Consider the following 18,452-nt stretch of genomic DNA (forward strand, 5'->3'; position numbering starts at 1 on the left):
ACATTAGATAAGCCACCGCTGTTAACTGGCCATGATGTTGAAAAAAAACGAGCCGAGCTGAAAGCTTACTTTGAACAAACGTGGGAATTGTATGAATCGCTGTTTTCGTTGATAAACGAAGATAAAGCATTCGTATTGCGTCCTGAGCCATTGCGTCACCCGCTAATTTTTTATTACGGACACACTGCGGTTTTCTATGTTAATAAGTTACTTTTAGGCAAATTTATTAAGCAGCGTGTCAACAACCAGATAGAATCTGTTTGTGCTGTTGGTGTGGATGAAATGTCATGGGATGATCTTTCTCCAGATAATTATCAATGGCCAAGTGTTGAAGCTGTTTCTGAGTATCGCGACCAAGTCAAAGAATGTGTATTAGACCTAATTGATAGTATGCACATTACTTTACCGATAACTCAAGACTCATTATCTTGGGTTATCCTTATGGGCTGTGAACATGAGCGGATACACATTGAGACATCGTCAGTTATAATGCGCATGCTCGATACTAAGTATTTGACCCCATCTAATGTATGGAAAAACTGTCCTGACTCAGGTTCAGCTCCAGATAATGCTTTATTAAGTGTTGCAGGTCAGTCGTTAATATTAGGTAAGCCAGATTCTAATGCGACCTACGGCTGGGATAACGAATATGGGCAGTTACCTGTTGAAGTAAATGATTTTTTAGCCTCACAATATTTAGTTTCTAATCAAGAGTTTCTGCAATTTGTCGATGCCGGTGGCTATCAAACTACAAGCTTCTGGACAGAAGAAGGTCAAAGCTGGCTAGAATTTAGCAAAACTGAAATGCCACGTTTCTGGCGCCGTAAAGCTGGTCGATATTGGCAACGCAATTTAACTGAGGAAATTCTGTTACCCCTCAATTGGCCTGTCGAGGTTAATTTTTTAGAAGCCAAGGCATTTTGTAATTGGAAGGACAGTATCAGTGATGACTCTGTGCGCCTACCAACAGAAGCTGAATGGCAAGTTTTACGTGATCAACTCGACACCGACTTATCCGATTGGTCACAAGCACCAGGTAACATTAATCTAGAATATTTCGCCTCTTCATGTCCAGTTGATAAGTTCAAACAAACAGAATTTTATGATGTTATCGGTAACGTTTGGCAGTGGAGCGAGAGCCCTATAGATGGCTATGAAGGATTTAAAGTTCACCCGCTTTATGATGATTTTTCAACACCCACTTTTGATGGGCAACATAATTTGATTAAAGGTGGAAGCTGGATGTCTACTGGCAATGAAGCTACTCGCGATTCTCGGTATGCTTTTCGTCGTCATTTTCATCAGCATGCAGGTTTTCGTTACGTATCTAGCAAACATCAAGAAGTACCGATTACTCCAGTGACAAAATGCGAAATGCAGGCAGATATTAGCCGTACATTACATCATCATTTCGGCATGAGCAGTAATAACGCTGAACATGATTTGCAGCAGGTTCTTTGCTTAGTCCAGCAATATGTCACACCAGATAGCAAAGTTCTGGATATGGGTTGTGGTGTGGGACGCTTGGCATTTGAATTAGCCAAAACTGCTGGTAGTGTCGATGGAATAGACTTTACCGCAAGGCATATTCAGCATTGCCTTGACTTAAAAGAGCAAGGTCAAATTCGTTACGCTATGACTACTCAAGGTGAAATATTTGATTTCCATGAGGTAACATTAGGTAACTTAGGATTTGTAGATGCTCCTGAAAACCTACATTTTGCGCAAGGCGACGGGCATAATCTGAAATTACAATTTAATGATTACGACGTAGCAATTTGTCACCGTGTTATAGAATACAGTTATCATCCACAGGTCTTACTGCAACAACTCTGCCAACGCGTAAAAGCGGGTGGTTTGGTTATATTAGGCAGCAGTTATGCGTGGGATGTGTCTATTACTGATGTTCAACATTGGATTGGCGGCTTTAAGCGTAATGGTGAAAACTTGAGTAGCGAAGCTCATTTATCTGAAATAATGTCTACTGAATTTGACTTAGTAAAAGAAACAGAAATTGTCAGTAAGCTTGAATTGGATCAACGCACTAGCCAAACTGCTAATAACCATATTACTATTTGGCGCAAACGGGTCTAAATCGCTGGATAGTTGTTTTGAGTAAAAAAATTGTCATTGCAGGTGCAGGTATTGGTGGTTTGTGTGCCGCGTTAGCACTCGCCAAACGCGGGTTTCAGGTGGCTGTTTACGAACAAAGCCTGCATCTTGGTGAAATAGGCGCGGGTTTGCAACTTAGCCCCAATGCTATGCACGTATTACAAGTCCTTGGTATAGCTGATGAAGCGAAAGCCAAGGCCTTTATTCCAGCGTCAGCAGTGATGCGTCACTATCAAACCGGCAAAAAATATTTCACTGTGCCTCTAGCCGACACTGCTAGGCAAAAATATGGTGCTAATTATCTACACATTCATCGGGCAGACTTACATACTGTTTTAAAGTGTGCATGTGAGAAGCTAAATGTAAGCATCCATTTAGGCCAAGCGATTCGGAGTTATCAACATTGTCCGCAAAACTGGGATCCCAATAATCTGACCCTTCGTAATTTGACTATACAATTTGAAAACAGTGAAAGCCTAGAAGCCGATGTGTTAATCGGGGCCGACGGCATTAAGTCACATGTTCAGTCTTGTATGTTAGGTCAAACGCCTGCTGAATTCACCGGCCAAGTTGCTTGGCGTGGTGTAGTAGAAGCAAACAAACTTCCTAAAGGGCTAATCCAATCTAATGCCAATCTATGGGTAGGCCCGGGTAAACATTTTGTGAGCTATTATTTACGAGGTGGCGACTTAATCAATTTTGTTGCTGTGCAAGAACGTACTGATTGGCAGAAAGAGTCGTGGAATGAGCCAGGAGATATAAATGAGTTACGGGACACTTTCAAAGGCTGGCATCCCGAAGTCACAGAATTATTAGGCGCAACAAAGTCGTGCTTTCTATGGGCTTTGTTTGATAGGCAACCACTGACCCAATGGACAGATCGATCCGTCGCTTTGTTAGGCGATGCTTGTCACCCAATGTTACCATTTTTAGCTCAAGGAGCTGCCATGGCTATTGAGGACAGCTATGCCCTTGCACATTGTTTAGCGAATGAAAACGACACCCAAACTGCCTTAAAATCTTATCAAAATATACGGCTAACTCGCACCAGTAATATCCAACTTGCTGCGCGTAAAAATGCTGGTTTATATCATATGAGCTCACCCTTAGCACAGGCGAAATTAGCCGTATTATCAGGTTTATCTAATCTAGGTATAAGCGATAGAGTGGCCGTAAATAAACTTGATTTTATCTATGCGTATAATATTGTTGAGCAGTTAAATTGACATAACAGAGTGTGAATGACGTTTCTTTACACACCAGTATGATACTAAACAACATATAAAAAGTGCCCTTGATTGAGTCGCCTTTCCTCAATGCTATGTGTGCCGTTTTTTGTATGAAATGTTTTAGTTTTTAACTGATGTAATAACGATTAGAAATAAGTGTTAATACCCGATACTGCCTTTATTTTTACCTGCACATAGATGGATTCGCCTTACACAAGCTATCCATGACTTGTGCAGTCTCTGTCTCAGCAGTGCGGCTAATAATCCGTTTAAGATGTTCTCGCAGCCATATTAATCCTTGATCTCTGTCTTGTCGTTTGTGCCAAATTGAGGAAATTTGTTGTGGCATTATTTCTATAGGAGCCATAGTGGCAGCAATTTCTCCAGCGATGATGTCTTTAGCAACCGCAGTAACTGGGATCACGCATATCAGATTACTGCGCTTGATTAAATTGGCAACTGAAGAAAAGTGATTGACGCTAACCGCAACTCGTCTAGATAATCCATGTTGCAATAAAACCTGATCGGTATATCCGGTTATATCACCAGACAAAGATACCAAAAGATGATCTGCAGCAGCGAACTCTTCCAAACTAAGCTCGGCTTTTGCTAATAAGTGGTCATGATGCATAATGCAAATATACATGGGTGAAAACAAATACTCGGCTCTAAAAGTATTTGAAATAACGCCTGTGTTACCGATCACCATATCAACTTCTGCATTTTCAAGAACCTGATCTGCATTCACTATTGTGTAGGGGACCGCATGAATATTAACGCCTGGTGCTTCCTTTTCGAGAGCACAACGTAATTCTGCCCAGGCCATATCGACTACTATATCTGTTACCGCAATACGGAACGTTCGTTTGGCAGTAGCGGGATCAAAACTCTTGGGATCAACCGCTTCTGTGAGTGATATAAGGGGATCGCGAACTTGATTCCATAAGTTTTGTGCATGCAAAGTCGGTTGAATATTACGGCCATCTTTGACAAATAATTCATCTTTCCAAGCTACCCGCATTCTGCTGACAGCATTAGATACTGCAGGTTGTGTCATAGATAATCGATTAGCTGCTCGTGTAATAGAACGTTCAGTCATGATGGCATCAAATACCATTAAAAGGTTTAACTCTTGTGGACGCATAAGGTGTTTATTTAAAAAATTATTTTTGAACAATACATCACAAAATAAAATGTGTCACATATAAATATATAATTTTTTTTATTCAATTATAGCGTCCATAATACCCCTATCATAATAACCTAGCCAAAGGGCTTACCTAACAAACAAGTCAATACAGTCTTTGGTAGTGATGGCCGCGTAAGTGATTATTTACGAATTAACTGAGTAACAGATCCTGATTGGCAATACTGAGCCATTATTATCTTCTGAAGATACATTAATGAGCTTAATCTGAAATAAAACCTACATATTCCTTGTCCTATAGACACGTTTAAAATTTTTGGAGTACATTATTATGCGCTGGTTAATTTTATTATTAACTATACCCTTCAGTTTACTTTCGAGCCAAAGTACCTTCGCTAGCAAGCAGGCGGTAGCTATCGATTATTTGCACGGTGAAAGTGATTTATCTGGAATTCGTCTGGCTTATCGTCCTCATAATACTCAATTAACCAATTTTGAATGGTTAGGCAGTCTTGATCTGTATTGGGAGGTCAGCTTAAATTTTTGGGAATTTGGACAGGACAACCAACATGAAACCAATTATGCGATTGCGTTATCTCCCGTTTTTTCAAAGCAATTAAACATGCTATACAACAAATATCCTCTTAAATTTGAATTAGGTATCGGTGTATCACTGATCACTGACACACGTTTTGCTGGCAAGGACATAGGCTCTCATTATCAATTTGAAGATCGACTCGGTTTGATATTGGAGTTTGGGGAGCAATTAGAAAAGTCTGTGGCGATGCGTTACATGCATTATTCGAATGGTGGATTGAATGATGATAACCCCGGTTTAGATTTTCTGAATCTGTCATACGCACGTGAGTTCTAGTTTTGTATTTATTGAAGTGGGGCATTATTGCTGCTGCACAGTACATAAACACAATATTTTAGTTTCTTTTTATTCAAACATTGAACCGCTCATAAGGATCGCTTATTCATGAAAACAACATTTACGACAATAATAAAACATATTAGTCAGATAACATTGTTTATAACGTCAACTTTGCTGCTGACCCCAAGTTATGCAGACACAATTAATCCTCAAGAATTGCTAGAAAAAGTGACTAACACCACATTTAAGCGGATCGATTCAGAACAACAGAACATAAAATCTAACCCTGATCATCTTCGTGTGATCATTGATCAAGAACTGATGCCCTATGTTGATCATAAATTTGCTGCATTCAAGGTATTGGGGAACCAATTTAGATCAGTGCCTAAAGATAAAATTCCAGAATTTGTGAATGAGTTTAGGCAGTATTTGGTTTCTAACTTTGCTATTGCATTGGCAAGTTATGGTGGACAAGAACTACTGTTTGAACCTGTTAAAGACTTTGCTGATAAAAGCTCGATCAATATTAAGGCAATCATTAAACAAGGTGATGGCCCAAACATAAATATTAGCTTTAGTTTGCGTAAAATTAAAAACACACAACAATGGAAAACTTATGACTTGGTAGCAGAAGGGATCAGTTTGTTGTCGAGTAAACGCAGTGAGTTTTCATCGATTATCCGCCAACAAGGCATAGAGGCTGCTATAGATATTATGAGAAATAAAAATAGCCAAACCTTGAACATCGTCTCTAATGTTAACTAGACTAGGCAAACACTTAACTTGTTATGTGTTAGGTAAGCAATATTAGATATTTGATGTGTTACGGTAAATAAATTATTAGGCTGTAATTGAGTGGCATCAAATTTAGAGGGTGGCATCTTAATAGACAAATCAGTATTGATGGGCTTATCCTTTTTGTTTTCATAATAAGTTATGTTAGGTTAATTTAATACACGCACCTTAACAATCACGACCAATCAGAGCTGACTTATACGGTGTGTCTGATTATTCCTAGAGAACTTTATTTAACCTTTTACTCCAGACCCTTCTCTCGACAGTCGGTTGAGCCTTTTAATTGCGCGGCTATCTTGAAAAACACCGATAGTCCCGTCTTACCCAACGTAGTTGACGCATAATATTTTAATGGCTTTTAATCATCTTCGTAATAGACTGGCATTCCGAAAAATATCGGCATGTAGTTTTAAACAAGTGGAGAGGGTTTGAAAAAATTAATCTTTAGCACAATTGGAATTCTTATAATTTTAGTTATTTTTGTGTGTTTTATCCCTGCTCCCATTTCGCCAGTCGCCTATGCCCCGGCTGCACCAAAAGAACTTGTCGGCGTATTGGCACCAAACAAGCTTTTACAAAATGCAGAGCTTCTTGGATTGGGAAAAATTGATGGTCCTGAAGAGGTCGTCGTAGATAGCCAAGGTCGAATTTATGCTGGCATATTAGACGGGAAAATCATGATGCTTACCCTAGATGGTAAGTTGGATGTCTTTGCTGAAACACATGGACGGCCACTGGGCATGCAGTTTGACAAGAATGCAAACTTGATTGTTTGTGATGCTGATAAAGGGTTGCTCTCGATTAATCCTTTAGGGAAAATCACAGTTTTGGTTACTTCAGCGAATGGCGCTCTTCTGAATTTCACTGATGCTTTAGATATATCTAAAGATGGAATTATTTATTTTACAGATGCGAGCACTCAATACAGGCAAAATGAATATCTATATGATCTTTTAGAATCAAAGCCCCATGGCAGACTTCTAAGCTTCAACCCAGCCACAGGCCAGATTAAACTCTTACTCAAAGATTTATATTTTGCAAACGGCGTGGCTTTATCCCAGCAGGAGAATTTTGTATTGGTGAATGAGACTTACCGCTATAGGATCGTCAGATACTGGCTGAAGGGTCCCAAGGCAGGTACTCATGATATTTTTATCGATAATTTACCTGGCTTCCCAGATAACATCTCCAGCAATGGTAAAGGTACATTCTGGCTGGCCCTATTTACTGTGCGAAATGATGTGGTGGACACACTCCATTCTTATCCTTTTCTAAAAGCGCAAATGTCCAAACTACCCAAAGCTTTATGGCCTAAGCCAAAACCTTATGGCTTAGTTTTAGCTCTAAATGAACAAGGTGAAATCACTAAAAGTCTGCATGAACCTACAGGTAAACATCTAAATGAAATAACATCTGCGCGCGAGCAAGATGGTTATTTGTATTTGGGTAGTCTACATAATGATCGGATCGGGAAGTATAAATTACCTAAGGTGATAGGTGATAGGTAGCAATAAAACCTGTGGTATTGGGGTCGCTAAAACAGTCCAAACTTACCAAAAAACCATCTTTAGTTTGATGAAACTACAAAAGGTGTCTATATCAATTATTGTCCTAGCGACGATTATATTACCGAGTAGGAGTTTTAGAACTGCGCCCTATTAATTTGGTCTTTTTGGAGCGACTGTATCAATATTTAACAAATTTTCCCATACAGATACTGATTAAATGGTGTCGATGATCTATATCGTATGATTTTATATTTTCGCAGAAACCGCACTGCTTTTTTCTGATAATATTCTATCTCAAATAATCCCTTTTCACTTAAACCATGAGTTACTTATTATGAGCCTTTCTATTCTAGGCAGTGCAAAATCAAATAGCGCCACAAAAGCACTTTTATTAGGCTCCGGCGAACTTGGTAAAGAAATTGCCATTGAACTACAAAGGCTTGGCATTGAAGTCATTGCTGCAGATAGTTACGTAAATGCACCTGCAATGCAGGTAGCTCACTCTTGGTATGTACTTAATATGCTTGATGGCGAGCGTTTAGAAGAGATCATTCGTGCAGAACAGCCTGATTTTATTATTCCTGAGGTTGAAGCAATTGCCACCGCTTCATTAATAAAATTAGAGGCTGAGGGCTTTAACATTGTGCCTAGCGCACGTGCAACAAAATTAACCATGGATAGAGAAGGGATACGCCGCTTAGTCGCTGAAACACTATCAGTAAAAACGTCCCCTTATGTTTTTACTGATAGCAAAGCCGAGTATTTACAAGCCGTTAAAGAATTTGGTATGCCCTGTGTTATTAAACCTGTAATGAGCAGCTCAGGCAAAGGCCAAAGTGTGATTAAGTCAGATGCAGATTTGGAGTCAGCATGGACTTATTCTCAAGAGGGTGGCCGCAGTGGTGCTGGACGAATAATTGTGGAAGGTTTTGTTCCCTTTGACTATGAAATTACTTTATTAACCGTCAGTGCTGTGGATGGTATTCATTTTTGTGCTCCTATTGGCCATCGACAAGAAGATGGTGATTATCGTGAATCGTGGCAACCACAAGTAATGTCTGAACTAGCACTACAAAAAGTAAAACAAATCGCTGCAAAAGTAGTTAAAGAATTAGGCGGTTACGGCTTATTTGGAATGGAGTTTTTTATTAAAGACAATGAAGTCTACTTTAATGAAGTGTCACCGCGACCCCACGACACCGGCCTTGTCACACTGATGTCCCAAGATCTATCCGAATTTGCCCTACACGTCCGCGCAATTCTAGGTCTGCCAATTGGAGTTATCACCCAATATGGCCCAACAGCATCGAGTGTTATTTTAGGTGATGGTAAGTCACAGGATATTAAGTTTGCTAAAATAAGCCAAGCATTAAGCTTAGTGGCAGGTTCACAGCTACGTTTATTTGCAAAACCAAATATTGACGGTAAGCGCCGCTTGGGTGTTGCTATTGCACGTGGTAAAAGTACAAACAATGCGATTGAAAATGCTAAGCAAGTATCCAGTTGTATTGAAGTGCTTTATTAAATTTAAGGTGCATCAATTAGGTATCTAGGATCAGAGTCAACCTTAAGAAGTTTCCGTATTTTGCTGATTTAGCTATGAGTAATGTTGCATATAAATTAAATCATTAGCAGAAAACCTACAGGTACAGCTTCGTTAAAAATGTAAAGCTATTTGATGTTTTAATGCGTTAAAAGTATTGGGTACCTGCCAATAGTCTGCTGTCTCTGATTGAGTTTTAGCAACGCGAATGACTTCATTTATACAATCAAATTGTTTCCGAGAAACTAACTCCAAGCAGATTTGGACACACTCTTTGGCTTGTTGTTTGATGATTGTAAACACAAATGTGTGTTTTTTGTGCCACTGTAAAGTTTCTTGGTGAGTATCTGAGGTTAGAGCAAACTTTAAGCATACATAATGAAGATTTGTTTATTGTAGTAAATTTAGTTTTTATAATTTTACGACACAAATTAAAAAAGCATTGAAGTCTAAAACGTTTACTTTGCCTTTAACTAATTAACGTTTTTATAGAGAGACAATTTTATAAAGAGACGTTTTATAGGAAATTCTTGATAGTTTCCTTGTAAATTGTCAAGTCTGACCTGTTAATTGGTCCAGTTTGTCATGGTTTGTTATAATTTTTTTGAAGATAGGCTATGGTTATTCTTCGGAAGATGATTACAATTTAATCGACTTCTTAACCGATAATAAAATTTCGATGAGTATTCCAGCTATTGGTTTACATTACTAATTTTGAAATGGAATCAACCTGAATGTATATTCAATTACGATACGCCTAAGCACCTTAATTTGGCATGAACGGGTTGCTAAAACTGAGACTTTTAATTTCTCTATTAGATTAGTTTCTGAGGGTGAAATTTCTGATTATTAGAATAAACGAGCATTAAAGGGAATAAAATGTCAGGCACAAATAAATTATTAAACAAAGATACAATTAAAGAAATGATATCGATACTGTTCCCTACAACCACTAAAGAATATATCGAAATTATAACAAATATTATTTTAGATAAAGCACCTCTTTATAAAATAGATTCCCATTTGAGTTTGTCATTGTTTCTATCTCAAATAAGAGAAGAAATAGGGGATGAATTAAAATCTAAAAAAGAAAATCTTAATTACGATAGTAAAGGACTAATAAAAACGTTCGCTTATTATAGAAAAAATATTGCTGAAGCGGATGCTGATGGTAGGAGTCCCAACCAAGAAGCGAAAAAAGAAGAAATAGCTAATAAAGTGTATGCAAATAGATTAGGAAATGGAGATTATTTGAGTGGAGATGGTCTTAAATATATAGGTGCTGGTTGTATTCAAGTGACAGGAAAGACAAATTTTAAAAACGTACAAATTAGAATTGATAGATATGACAAAGCCTCGTCAATTAATATTTTAGAGAGAAATGATATTGAAAATATAGAGGGTGGTTTAATCAGTGCATTTGCATTTTGGATTTGGAAAGATATTAATTTAGTGTGTACTGATATGAGTGATGAGACAGTAGATAAAGTAACGAGTATTGTTAATAAACACACTCATAGCTACGAAAGTAGAAGAAACCATTTTCAGAAAATAAAACATCTTTGTGAGTCTGTAACGGATGCTGTGTAACGAGGCTGTAATGAATTTTGTGCAACTGCTTATCATAAATTACTCTATTGATAGTTAAAGATAGGCAGATGCAGATGAACAGAAAAGGATAGAACAAAAAAGTATTTGAAGCTTTCGCTAAAGAAGCTGTCAAAGGCATTAAATTTTCTAAAGACCTGAACAATTTCAGTCGAATGCTGATGAAAATAACCGTTGAGGCTGCATTAAATGCTGAGATGGATGAACATTTAGGCTATGAGTAACATACCAAGTCATTAGTCAAAAACAGTCGTAACTCAATGACTTTTTAAACGTATAAAATGGAAGGTGGTGAGTTCGACGTCGACACACCACGACAAAGGTTCCCCCGACGCGATTAACGCAGTGTTTCCACAAACCAATGTTCAGCTTTGTATCGTGCACATGGTGCGTCATTGACTTAACTACCACTTAACTACTTTTCTTGGGAAGACTACAAGGCTGTGACGACTGATTTAAAGCGTATGTATCGTTAAAGTAAATAGTAGAGGGCCTGTTTGAACTTGGGCGCTTCAGCAACACTTGGTACGAGCAATATCCACAAATTAGTAAGTCATGGCGAGCACACTGACAGAACGACAACATGCTATTTAGTTACCCTGTTAACATCCGTAAAGTGATGTATACAAGCAAGGCCATTGAGTTTCTCAACAGCGTTATCCGTAAAGCACTTAAGGAACGAATATTTCACCTCACAGAGAATAGTGTAACGTAGAACAGATGTTGCAAAACTTTGTGACAAGACAAGTGTATTGATAGTTAACAGAAATTTTAATACCCAAGCCATTATCGTAAAAATAGTCTGTGCATTGGTTATAGAGCAGACTTAAACACTAACCGCATTGGTTTGACTGGCTCAAAACTATGGATACTTTCTTTACACCTTTGAGCCTGCATTAGAAAATTTTATTAACAAGTATAATAATGCTGACGACCGAATTTCATACCAAGAGACTGTTTTACAACTTGGTCTAATAACTTTGATTTAGAACTACAGTAAAGTGGATTGGTTGCTTGTTGACCTGAGTTGTAAGACAAATTCAATCAAAAAACTTTTGATGCGCTCAAAAATTATAACAATCTTATTCATCAGTAATCTAAGTACAATATGACTATTAATTTGCTACGTTGAGAAATTTTCCGACCGTTTCCCGGCAGTTTTTCTGACTTTTTTAACACAATTTTTAAAGAAAAATGACTGATGGTCTGTAACGTACTAATTTATTGCCGAATACAAAAAATAACTATGGCGTGTATCGTAATTCAATTAAATATTTGAATTCGTAGTTTTTAAAGAGTGTTTTACATGGCTACAAATGGCAAAATGGTTGATCAAGATTTTACTGTTTTTTTCTAGAAAGTTGAGTTTTATCATTTGAAATATTCACAACGTGCGCAAGCCATTTCTCCTTTTTTTGCTATGGCTTTTAGTGAAAAAGCTTCCCGATTAGAGGCCCAAGGTAAGCACGTTATAAGGTTGAATATAGGTGAACCTGACTTTGGTGCGCCTCCTGATGTGTTACTTGCGATGCAAGACCTAGCAAGCAATGCGCCTCTTCCTTATACCTCAGCACTTGGGCTGCCAGAATTACGAACTGCAATTGCAGGCTTTTATCAAACAACTCACCAAATTAAACTCGATCCAAAACGTATTGTAGTGACTGCAGGCGCATCGGCTGCCTTATTGCTTCTGTCAGCTGCCTTTGTCGATGAGGGGGACAGCGTGATCATGGCTGATCCCTCATATCCATGTAACAAACAATTTATCAAAAGTTTTGGTGGTAAAGTGCAATTGGTTCCAACCCAAGCGAATTCGCGTTTCCAATTGAACATGGAGCTGCTTAAACAACACTGGCAACCTGGTACTCGAGGTTTAATGCTAGCAACTCCTTCTAACCCAACTGGCACCGCAGTAGCGGCTGATGAACTGGCAGCAATGTGTCAATTTGCTCGCAGTAAAGGGGCATGGCGAATTGTTGATGAAATTTATCTTAATTTGCACCACGGCGAGGCTGACTCGCAGCCAACGAGTGTCCTAGCTCTTGACGATGAGGCTTTTGTCATCAACAGTTTTTCAAAATATTTTGGTATGACGGGGTGGCGATTGGGTTGGTGTGTGGTGCCTGAGCGTGCAGTCGATATTATGGAAAGGTTGGCGCAGAATTATTATATTTGTCCGTCAACGTTAGCCCAAAAAGCGGCCTTACAATGTTTTACGCCAAACTCTATTGCTTTGTGTGAGTCACGACGTGCATCACTCATTTCTCGAAAAAAATTGGTACTAGTTGGATTACAAAAATGTAGTTTGTATGTGCCTGTTCAGCCTGACGGCGCCTTTTATGTTTACATCGACGTGAGTTCTACTGGGCTTTCAGCTATGAATTTTTGTGAGCGAGTATTACAAGAAGTGCATGTTTCGCTCACGCCTGGAAATGATTTTGGTGAATACCAAGGCGATCAGTATGTGCGTTTGTCATTTGCTTCCGCAGAATCTGAACTCGAAGAAGGTCTGCGTCGGCTTGCAATATTTATGAACAGTTTAAACAGCTGATAGCTATGAACAACTATGAGCGTCCTCGTATAACTACCAATAACTAGGCCAAGGTGTTTGCGCCATTTACTTAATGATCCTTGGTCTAAGACCATTGTCTGAGATTAAGAAATTACTCTTTTCAAACTGTTTATACAGTTTGTTATACAGTTTGGGATGTTGATGTTCTAGCTGGTCGGGTTTCTCAAAAAATTTCACAGTGACTACGGCAAAAAAACAGCAGGGTGAGATGATGTCATAACTGTCAATAACATCGTCAACGCCGTCACCTAGCTTTTGTTGCTGTGCATTAAACTCGGCACTTAATACTTGTGACCACTGTCGAATTGAACTGCATAGGGTAATAAAGACAGTTCATCCATTGCCGAATTTTCTTCATCTCATTTGTGGGCAAATATATGTATCACCACATTGTGTCCATCGCGGCTATCTTTTACTTATTACAACACATGAACCCAAACCAATATCACTGGACAAGGTAGCCAAGATCTCCACGCTCTGAGACTTGTATTGGTAATTCGTAACATGCCCTGTTTTGTGTACTGCTGACTAAGTAGGTTTCGGGATATAATAGTATGCTGCGAAAACCGGGATAATAATTATTTGGCTAGTTGCGTATTAATAAGCAAGCTGGAGCGGCAATTAACACTCTAACTTTGTCGCTTATTTCGGCCAAAGATGTCTTTTCCATCTTAAAACACCTGAATATGACTAACTATTTTAGATTATCATTCATTGGGAAAACACAGGCACAATGGAAACCAAGTTTGCAATAAATTCATTACCTTGGGCTCTAAAGACTGCGATCGTAACCGAAAACGTTTCAGATCACGCTGTTTAATACTACGCCTATCCAAGTAAAACCAAGTCAGCATGACTAAAGTCGGTAAACTCAAGAAAAAATATATCAAGATTTGATGTTTGTATTGTCTATTGATGATTTGAAGTCAGTTTTTTGCTTATCAAGTTATTATATTTTGAACTTGAAGAAATTAATTGCAAATAAAACATAGAGGACATACTTCAAAGTAAAAACCTAAATTTTTAGACTTTCAATCTAAGAATTTAAAATGAGTGTTGTCCACCATAAATTTTACTCGCTAATCTAGCATGTAATGGAGTCTTTTATTAACTATGTGTCTGGTAATTCGATTAATCTTGAGCAGTTGTATAGCTTACGTATAGTGTTTATTATTATGAAACTATGCGGGGCAAACACTGCAATGGTTGTTTGGTTTGATTTGTTATTTTAAGGAACTCATGTGACAAAATATGTTGTGGTGACAGGTGCATCTTCTGGTATTGGCCGTGGATGCGTCGGCGTGCTGATTCAAAAAGGTTTTCATGTGTTTGGCTCTGTCCGCAAACAAACCGATGCGGATAGTTTGCTTAATGAGTTTGGCGATAAAATTACACCACTGATTTTTGAGGCCACAGATATTGCAGCGGTCAAAGAAGCGGCGGATAAGGTTTCAAGCATACTGGGTGATACCGTCTTATCTGGACTCGTTAATAATGCGGGAGTTGCTGTTACCGGGCCTATGATGCACATCCCCATTGAAGAGTTTCGTTATCAAATGGAGATCAATACCGTTGGGCCCATCATAGCGATTCAAGCATTTTTGCCATTATTAGGTGCGGTGAATCCACCCGTAGAAAATCCAGGCAGAATTATCAATATTACTTCTATAGCGGGGGTGCGAGCGGCTCCTTTTTTTGGTCCCTATTCAGCCTCAAAACACGCATTAGAAGCAATCTCAGGATCGTTAAGGCAAGAATTAATGCTGTACGGCGTGGATGTCATCATTATTGGACCTGGTGCAGTGGCTACGCCTATATGGAATAAGGCTGAAATGGTTGATAAAAGTCAATATGATAATACAGATTATAAACAATCATATAATAAAATGAATAACTTCATGAGCGCAATGGGACCACAAGGCATACCGGTTGAAAAAATTGGAGAATTGGTGCATCACACTATTACTACTGACAAACCTAAAGTGCGGTATGCCATAGCCCCAAATATGTTGACTGATTGGATTATTCCGCAAAATTTGCCTAAACGTGTGTTAGATAAAATTATTGCCGGCAAGATCGGTTTAAAGAAACTTAAAAATAAGTTCTGATTGGTCTCGCCTAATTTTTTGTTGGTTCCTTCACTTCACTTCACTTCACTATAAGGTGGGGGGAGGTAAGAGTACTTCCACGATAATTTTAGCGACTGAAATTGCTAATGCACCCGTCTTGATTCCGACCACATCAAGGTCTTGGTAATTATTATTAATAGAAATCATATGTATACTTATCATGTTAACTGCGTAATATTAATTGGAATAAAAATCTACTCTACAAAGTTTATTAAATGAATGTCTTGTTGCGGGTAATATCTAGAACACTAGTACTAATTATTACTCTGATGAGTCTTAATAGTGTTGCTCAAGAACAACATCAGAAGCTTTACTTTGATATGGATTCAGATGGTGGATGGGTACCTTATCTAACCGGAGCAAAGCCTGGTGAATCTGGTATTATGACCGAGATAACCGAAGCCATTCAACGCCATTCAGGTATTAAATTTGTATCAATAAACCTCCCACAAAAACGAGCAGAAATTTCTCTCGAAGATGGTACTGTAGATTTTGACTTTATCTGTCTGGAATGGCTGAAAACTGGTGAGGTTAGTTCAAAGTACGTAACAAGCGAACCTTTTTTTGAACTGACAGAAAGTTTTATCACCTTAAAGAAAAATGCGCCGTTATTTCCAACTCGGGGGTCTTTTAATCAGAAACGTGTTGGAACTATTGCGGGGTACTTTTACTTCGATGAACATACTTTTATCCGAACAAACTTTCTCAATGAAGACCAATTAATGTTGGGTTTGAAACACGAAAGATTTAAAGCCATCATATTAGAACAAGAGACAGCTAAACATTGGGCTAGGGTTAATGACGTAGATATTCACTTTGCAGCTCTGCACAGCAAAGGAAACTTTATAATGAGGCTGAGGAAAAATTATCAAGGTCTTTTACCTCCGATAAATCAAGCAATCAAACAAATGAAAATCTCTGGTGAACTTCAAGCTATTCTAGATAAACACAACACTCAAATAAAATACTGATTGACTCAATGTAAGTAGAGTAGGTATTTCGCTATTCATCCCCCAATATAATAGAATATGAGTATATTCAATATTGGTTACCATCCCCTTATGAACGAAGATAATAATTACATACCCGAGAAAGGATTACTTTTTAATACGAAAGGTAAGGTGTCCGTTTGGGCATCACAATACCCTTACGCCGATATACCTGATGATTATTTTGAAGAAACGTTTTCTAAAAAAGGTTCTCGGGCAAAAAACAGTTGGTCAGATAATTATAAGATTCGGTATTTCGATCCCAAACAGATGGAAACCAATGGTGCCCATACTGGCACTATTGATATGCATGAAGCTGCTGGTGGATGTTCTTGCTCAAGCTCTTATATTGTCAACTTGATGAGTAAAGCGAAAAAAAATAAAATGGAGCAAGTGACCTGGATTATTTTACTTTTCGAGCAAGAATACAGCATCAAATTAAGCGGTGTTGTTAAGGACGAATATACTACTTTTTTAGGTGCCTTTAACTATGACGCCTCAAGCGAAAGCCTGCTGGGTGAAGAAGATGAAGATGAAGATGAAGAAAATGAAACTGAAACTGACTCAGCAGATCCAGAATAAATAATGTTGTGGTCAATTTAGATACCAAAATATATGGATGTATCTTGGTATTTAGTCAAGTAACTGCTCAAGTTAACAAAAAATTTGTCCTTGGCTAAGCGTGCATTTTTATCCTTGTTTAAAAAGCATAAATAAGCAAAAAATCAATCAATCAAGATTCTCCCAGTATTAATTAATTGCAACAACCGAGATTACAACGGGCACAGGTAGCGACAAAATTGTCGATCAGCGCAAGGCACTTATATCGCAAATTGGCCGAGGAAGGATTAAGTTTTAAAGATTTGTCTGAGTAGGTTAAAAAACACTGTGCGATAGAACTGGTTTAACAAGGCAAGTTAACTTAAGCAGGGTTAGCCGAGCATCTTAGCTATGCAGATGAAAGTGCATTTTTAAAGCATTTCGGCCCCGGACTGGGTATTCGCGAATTTTGGTGACAATGATGAGTCTCTTTGTCGGTCGGCATAACTCAGGAACGGCAGTGCCGTTTTATTCAATTGTCAGTAGCCTGACATCAAGTACCATTAGCGCATTAGCGCATTAGCGCCAATTTTACTTCCTTATCCACGTTTCTTCGAAGTGAGATCTGGCGGCACCACAAATTTATAACGACTACCCAAAGTCCTCCACTGCAAACCTTCTTGTAATTCTAGAATCGCATCTTCTAGAATTGTCTTTTTAAGTGTAAAGCGGTCAGTAGTTCCGTTTATATAAGTATCGGCAATCACGCTGCCATCAAAGTTCAGAATACGTTGATGAATTACCACTTGATCTTTCACCTTCGAGCTTCTGAATTAAGTGCTCTGGTAGTTCCCTTAATAAGCCTGTAATTTCATGAATAACGGATTACTGATAGGCGCAGCTATGTTAATCAGTATCGTAGGCTGCGGGTATTACGCCTTATCTCAAAATCAGCATTGGAAAGCGGTGACTAAATTCAATGTATTACCACTAGGCAAACACGTCTGTAGACTTTAGCTTGCTAGCGCTGAGTGCCATTTTAGTTTTATATTGTTGCAGAAGGTCTGGGATTTGCTGTACTAATTTGGTCATTGAGTGTCGGTTTGGATATTTTACCTGTCGCCATGATATTGGTTTTTTGGCCAACTATGTTGAATATTTTGATCGGTAGATTTAGATTACCTTTACCTGAGCTCGGATTACCTCAGCAAGGCAAAGTTAATCTCCTTGTCGTCCGCCTGCTTTAGTTATTCCATCGCCAGTAACTTTCCCTATGAGCGAAGATAATATCTGCTGCTTAAACATAGAAAGACTTTAAACATATTTCGATGTTGTACATCACTTTTTGCACATAAAACATGCTGTAAATTGTGGGTTCTAAAAATATTAAGATGAAACGACAT

Annotated in this window: 14 protein-coding genes and 1 pseudogene; 12 read left to right on the forward strand and 3 right to left on the reverse strand. The window is 38.4% G+C overall.

Translation table 11 applies throughout. From position 1 onward, the window contains the following. On the forward strand, positions 1-2,094 hold a 2,094-nt coding region (ovoA, locus tag QZ562_RS01880; RefSeq protein ID WP_293756184.1), incomplete at its 5' end, for a 5-histidylcysteine sulfoxide synthase. Between the two features lie 17 nt (positions 2,095-2,111). After that, entirely contained in the window at positions 2,112-3,338 is a 1,227-nt protein-coding gene (locus tag QZ562_RS01885; protein WP_293756186.1) for an FAD-dependent monooxygenase, read from the forward strand. A 187-nt stretch (positions 3,339-3,525) separates the two neighbouring features. Here the strand turns inward: QZ562_RS01885 and QZ562_RS01890 are convergent, their stop codons facing one another. Next, positions 3,526-4,485, reverse strand: a complete 960-nt coding sequence (locus tag QZ562_RS01890; RefSeq protein WP_293756188.1) for a LysR family transcriptional regulator — start codon at positions 4,483-4,485, stop codon at positions 3,526-3,528. Between the two features lie 334 nt (positions 4,486-4,819). Here QZ562_RS01890 and QZ562_RS01895 point away from each other — a divergent pair, with 334 nt between their 5' ends. The 7 genes and pseudogenes from QZ562_RS01895 (at position 4,820) to QZ562_RS01925 (ending at position 13,370) form a co-directional block, all read left to right on the forward strand. Continuing rightward, the gene (locus tag QZ562_RS01895; protein ID WP_293756190.1) at positions 4,820-5,362 is read left to right on the forward strand and encodes an acyloxyacyl hydrolase; all 543 of its coding nucleotides are present in this window, start codon (positions 4,820-4,822) and stop codon (positions 5,360-5,362) included. Between the two features lie 108 nt (positions 5,363-5,470). Next, entirely contained in the window at positions 5,471-6,130 is a 660-nt protein-coding gene (locus QZ562_RS01900) for an ABC transporter substrate-binding protein (RefSeq protein WP_293756192.1), read from the forward strand. Between the two features lie 458 nt (positions 6,131-6,588). Continuing rightward, positions 6,589-7,668, forward strand: coding sequence for an SMP-30/gluconolactonase/LRE family protein (locus QZ562_RS01905; RefSeq protein WP_293756194.1), 1,080 nt, complete (start codon positions 6,589-6,591; stop codon positions 7,666-7,668). 334 nt (positions 7,669-8,002) lie between these two features. Then, positions 8,003-9,193: a formate-dependent phosphoribosylglycinamide formyltransferase gene (purT, locus tag QZ562_RS01910; RefSeq protein ID WP_293756196.1), complete on the forward strand. Its 1,191-nt coding sequence runs from the start codon at positions 8,003-8,005 to the stop codon at positions 9,191-9,193. Between the two features lie 897 nt (positions 9,194-10,090). Next, complete coding sequence (locus tag QZ562_RS01915; protein WP_293756199.1) at positions 10,091-10,801, forward strand: hypothetical protein; 711 nt, start codon at positions 10,091-10,093, stop codon at positions 10,799-10,801. Between the two features lie 336 nt (positions 10,802-11,137). After that, a pseudogene (locus QZ562_RS01920) lies at positions 11,138-11,215 on the forward strand (transposase); the annotation flags it as partial. A 979-nt stretch (positions 11,216-12,194) separates the two neighbouring features. Continuing rightward, the gene (locus tag QZ562_RS01925; RefSeq protein ID WP_293756201.1) at positions 12,195-13,370 is read left to right on the forward strand and encodes an aminotransferase class I/II-fold pyridoxal phosphate-dependent enzyme; all 1,176 of its coding nucleotides are present in this window, start codon (positions 12,195-12,197) and stop codon (positions 13,368-13,370) included. A 66-nt stretch (positions 13,371-13,436) separates the two neighbouring features. Here QZ562_RS01925 and QZ562_RS01930 read toward each other — a convergent pair whose 3' ends face one another. Next, a complete protein-coding gene (locus QZ562_RS01930) occupies positions 13,437-13,715 on the reverse strand; it encodes a zinc-dependent peptidase (protein WP_363315312.1) in 279 nt (92 codons plus the stop codon). A 917-nt stretch (positions 13,716-14,632) separates the two neighbouring features. Between QZ562_RS01930 and QZ562_RS01935 the strand changes: the two genes are divergently transcribed. From QZ562_RS01935 to QZ562_RS01945, 3 genes are all read left to right on the forward strand, one after another. Further along, positions 14,633-15,499, forward strand: a complete 867-nt coding sequence (locus QZ562_RS01935; RefSeq protein ID WP_293756203.1) for an SDR family NAD(P)-dependent oxidoreductase — start codon at positions 14,633-14,635, stop codon at positions 15,497-15,499. A 236-nt stretch (positions 15,500-15,735) separates the two neighbouring features. Continuing rightward, complete coding sequence (locus tag QZ562_RS01940) at positions 15,736-16,491, forward strand: transporter substrate-binding domain-containing protein (RefSeq protein WP_293756205.1); 756 nt, start codon at positions 15,736-15,738, stop codon at positions 16,489-16,491. A gap of 90 nt (positions 16,492-16,581) precedes the next feature. Next, positions 16,582-17,091 (forward strand): immunity 22 family protein, encoded by a 510-nt coding sequence (locus QZ562_RS01945; RefSeq protein ID WP_293756207.1) that lies wholly within the window; start codon positions 16,582-16,584, stop codon positions 17,089-17,091. Between the two features lie 557 nt (positions 17,092-17,648). On the opposite strand, the gene QZ562_RS01950 is transcribed toward QZ562_RS01945, so the two are convergent. Then, positions 17,649-17,855: a hypothetical protein gene (locus QZ562_RS01950; protein ID WP_293756209.1), complete on the reverse strand. Its 207-nt coding sequence runs from the start codon at positions 17,853-17,855 to the stop codon at positions 17,649-17,651. Positions 17,856-18,452: the final 597 nt, after the last annotated feature.

The sequence above is a fragment of the uncultured Paraglaciecola sp. genome (assembly GCF_913058035.1).
GTDB lineage: Bacteria > Pseudomonadota > Gammaproteobacteria > Enterobacterales > Alteromonadaceae > Paraglaciecola.